Below are 4,372 nucleotides of genomic sequence, written 5' to 3' on the forward strand. Positions count from 1 at the left end.
GTTGCCGTGAACGCATCCGGACCCCGCGCAGTCGTCGTCATCGGCGCCGCGCTGCTCGTCGCAGCATGTCATCCGAAGGACAACGGGCCGCCGCCCGCCCCGCGCCCGGTGGTGGCCACGCCGGTCAGCGCCGACGGCGCGACGCTCGCCGCCACGCTGCCCGGCGATGTCGAGCCGCGCTACGCCACGCCGCTGTCGTTCCGCGTGGCCGGCAAGATCATCGAGCGCAGCGTGCGGCTCGGCGACACCGTCAAGCAGGGTCAGGTGGTCGCCCACCTCGATCCGTCGGATTCCGAAAAGAACGCGGCCAGCGCGCAGGCGCAGCTCGACTCCGCCACGCATGCGCTGACCTACGCGCAGCAGCAGGTCGAGCGCGACCGCGCCCAGGCCCGCGAAAACCTGATCGCCCCCGCCCAGCTCGAACAGACCGAGAACGCCTATGCGTCGGCCCACGCCCAGCGCGATCAGGCCGCGCAGCAGCTCGCGCTCTCGAAGAACCAGCTTCAGTACACGACGCTGGTGGCCGATCACGCCGGCTACATCACGGCCGAGCAGGCCGACACCGGCCAGAACGTGTCGGCCGGGCAGGCCGTCTATCAACTGGCCTGGTCGGGCGAGGTGGACGTGGTGACGGACGTGCCCGAGGCCACGCTCGCGCTGCTCAAGCCCGGCCACGAGGCGGCCGTCACGCTGCCGGCGCTGCCGGGCCAGCGCCTGACGGCGCGCGTGCGCGAAATCGCGCCGGCCGCCGATCCGCAAAGCCGTACCTATCGCGTGCGGCTCACGCTCGAGAACCCCACCCCGGCCGTCAAGCTCGGCATGACCGCCGACGTCGCGCTGGCCGGCACGCCGGCCGACGGCGCGCGCTACACGCTGCCGTCCACCGCGCTGTTCCACCAGGGCCAGGACCCGGCCGTCTGGGTGCTGCGAAAGGACGACACGCTCGAACTGCGCCGCGTGACGGTCACGCGCTACGGCGAGAACACCATCACCGTGTCGCAGGGCATCCAGGCCGGCGAGCGCGTGGTGCAGCAAGGCGTGCATACCGTGAGCGCCGGCGAGAAGGTGCGCGCGGTGGCACCGCTGCATGCAGAGGACGGCGCGTCATGAGCGAACGCGAGGAAAGCCGTTTCAACCTGTCGGCCTGGGCGCTGCGCCATCAGGCGCTGGTGGTCTACCTGATCGTGCTCGCGACGCTCGCGGGCATCCTGGCCTACACGCGCCTGGCGCAATCGGAAGACCCGCCGTTCACGTTTCGCGTGATGGTGATCCGCACGTTCTGGCCCGGCGCGAGCGCGCGCCAGGTGCAGGAACAGGTGACCGACCGGATCGGCCGCAAGCTCCAGGAAACGCCGGCCATCGATTTCGTGCGCAGCTATTCGCGCCCCGGCGAATCGATGATCTTCTTCACGATGAAGGATTCGGCGCCGGTCAAGGACGTGCCCGAAACCTGGTACCAGATCCGCAAGAAGGTGGGCGACATTTCCACCACGCTGCCGCAGGGCGTGCAGGGCCCGTTCTTCAACGACGAATTCGGCGACGTCTACACCAATATCTGGACGCTCGACGGCGACGGCTACTCGGCCGCGCAACTGCACGACTACGCCGATCAGCTGCGCACCGTGCTGCTGCGCGTGCCCGGCGTGGGCAAGGTCGATTACTTCGGCGACCCCGATCAGCGGATCTACGTCGAGATCGACAATGCGCGGCTCACGCGGCTCGGCATCTCGCCCACCCAGCTGGGCCAGGCGATCAACGACCAGAACGCGGTGGCATCGTCAGGCGTGCTGACCACCTCGAACGATCGCGTCTACATCCGCCCGAGCGGCCAGTTCGGCACGGTCGAGCAACTGGCCGACATGGTGGTGCGCATCAACGGCCGCACGTTCCGGCTCGGCGACCTCGCCACCGTCAAGCGCGGCTACGATGACCCGCCCGTCACGCAGATGCGCTCGAACGGCCACCCGGTGCTCGGCATCGGCGTGACGATGCAGCCCGGCGGCGACGTGATCCGGCTCGGCAAGGCGCTCGAAGCCACCGCCACGCAGTTGCGCACGCAACTGCCGGCCGGCCTCAAGCTGACCGAGGTGTCGAGCATGCCGCTGGCCGTGTCGCATTCGGTCGACGACTTCCTCGAAGCGGTGGCCGAGGCGATCGGCATCGTGCTGGTGGTGAGCCTGGTGTCGCTCGGGCTGCGCACCGGCATGGTGGTGGTGATCTCGATTCCGATCGTGCTGGCCATCACGGCGCTGTTCATGTACCTGTTCGGCATCGGCCTGCACAAGGTGTCGCTCGGCACGCTGGTGCTGGCGCTCGGGCTGCTGGTGGACGACGCGATCATCGCCGTCGAGATGATGGCCGTGAAGCTGGAGCAAGGCTTCAGCCGCACCCGCGCCGCCGCGTTCGCCTATACCAGCACGGCGTTCCCGATGCTGACCGGCACGCTCGTCACAGTGTCGGGCTTTCTGCCGATCGCGCTCGCGCAATCGAGCACCGGCGAATACACGCGCTCGATCTTCGAGGTGTCGGCGATCGCGCTGATCGCCTCGTGGATCGCGGCCGTGGTGCTGATCCCGCTGCTCGGCTATCACCTGCTGCCGGAGCGCAAGCGCGAGCCTTCGCAGGCCGGCGCGCACGACGAGGCGCATCACGACGACCATCACGAAGCGCACGACATCTACGACACGCGCTTCTACGCGCGCCTGCGCGGCTGGATCGGCTGGTGCATCGAGCGGCGTTTCGTGGTGCTGGGCATCACGGTGGCGCTGTTCGTGGTGGCGCTGTTCGGCTTCTCGCAGATTCCGCAGCAGTTCTTCCCGAGTTCGGACCGCCCCGAGCTGCTGGTCGACGTGCGGCTGCCCGAGGGCGCGTCGTTCGCGGCCACGCTGCAGCAGACCAAGCTGCTCGAAAAGGCGCTGGCCGGCCGGCCCGAGATCGATCACACGGTCAGCTTCGTCGGCACCGGCGCGCCGCGCTTCTACCTGCCGCTCGACCAGCAGTTGCAGCAGCCGAACTTCGCGCAACTGGTGGTGACGGCGAAATCGGTCAAGGAACGCGAGAAGCTGGCGACCTGGCTCGGCGGCGAGCTGCGCGATCACTTCCCGGCGATCCGCTGGCGCCTGTCGCGGCTCGAGAACGGGCCGCCGGTCGGCTACCCGGTGCAGTTCCGCGTGAGCGGCGACAGCATCGCCACGGTGCGTGCGATCTCCGAGAAGGTGGCCGCTCAAGTGCGCCAGGACCCGCGTTCGTTCAACGTGCAGTTCGATTGGGACGAGCCGGCCGAACGCTCGGTGCGCTTCGAGCTCGACCAGAAGAAGGCGCGCGACCTGAACGTGACGTCGCAGGACGTGTCGAGCTTCCTCGCCATGACGCTGCAAGGCACCACCGTCACGCAGTATCGCGAACGCGACAAGCTGATCGCCGTGGACCTGCGCGCGCCGAAGGCCGAACGCATCGATCCGTCGCGGCTCGCCACGCTCGCGATGCCCACCCCGAACGGCCCGGTGCCGCTCGGCTCGCTCGGCCAGTTCCGCAACACGCTCGAATACGGCGTGGTGTGGGAACGCGACCGCCAGCCCACCATCACCGTGCAATCCGACGTACGCGCCGGCGCCCAGGGCATCGACGTCACCAAGACCATCGACAAGCAGCTCGATACGTTGCGCGCGCAACTTCCGGTCGGCTACCGGATCGAGATCGGCGGCTCGGTGGAGGAAAGCGGCAAGGCGCAGGCCTCGATCAATGCGCAGATGCCGCTGCTCGCGATCGCCGTGCTGACGCTGCTGATGATCCAGTTGCAGAGCTTCTCGCGGGTGCTGATGGTGGTGCTGACCGCCCCGCTCGGCCTGATCGGCGTGGCCGCCACGCTGCTGCTGTTCGGCCAGCCGTTCGGCTTCGTGGCGATGCTCGGCGTGATCGCCATGTTCGGCATCATCATGCGCAACTCGGTGATCCTGGTCGACCAGATCGAGCAGGACATCGCCGGCGGGCACAAGCGCTTCGACGCGATCGTCGGCGCCACCGTGCGGCGCTTCCGGCCGATCACGCTGACCGCCGCGGCCGCCGTGCTGGCGCTGATCCCGCTGCTGCGCTCGAACTTCTTCGGACCGATGGCCACCGCGCTGATGGGCGGCATCAGCAGCGCGACCGTGCTGACGCTGTTCTATCTGCCGGCGCTCTACGCGACCTGGTTCCGCGTCAAATCGAACGAACGCGAGGACGATGCGAACCGCACGCCGCCGCCGTCCGCCACGCCTCACGGAGCCTGACGATGATGCAACGCCTTTCAAGCCGCGCCAGGAGCCTGCGCCACGCACGCCACGCGCTTCGTCGGACGCTGCGCCCGCTCGCGGTGGCGGCGGCCGCCTCCACC

2 protein-coding genes are annotated in these 4,372 nt (G+C 68.9%); both read left to right on the plus strand.

What is annotated here, in order from left to right; translation table 11 throughout:
* Positions 1-6: 6 nt before the first annotated feature.
* Positions 7-1,110 (plus strand): efflux RND transporter periplasmic adaptor subunit, encoded by a 1,104-nt coding sequence (locus tag ACYP33_RS17680; protein WP_459623188.1) that lies wholly within the window; start codon positions 7-9, stop codon positions 1,108-1,110.
* Positions 1,107-4,268 carry an efflux RND transporter permease subunit gene (locus ACYP33_RS17685; protein WP_459623025.1) on the plus strand — a complete coding sequence of 1,054 codons (3,162 nt, stop codon included), beginning with the start codon at positions 1,107-1,109 and terminating at the stop codon, positions 4,266-4,268. The genes ACYP33_RS17680 and ACYP33_RS17685 overlap by 4 nt, the downstream gene beginning before the upstream one ends.
* Positions 4,269-4,372: the final 104 nt, after the last annotated feature.

This window comes from Burkholderia sp. 3C (assembly GCF_054589155.1).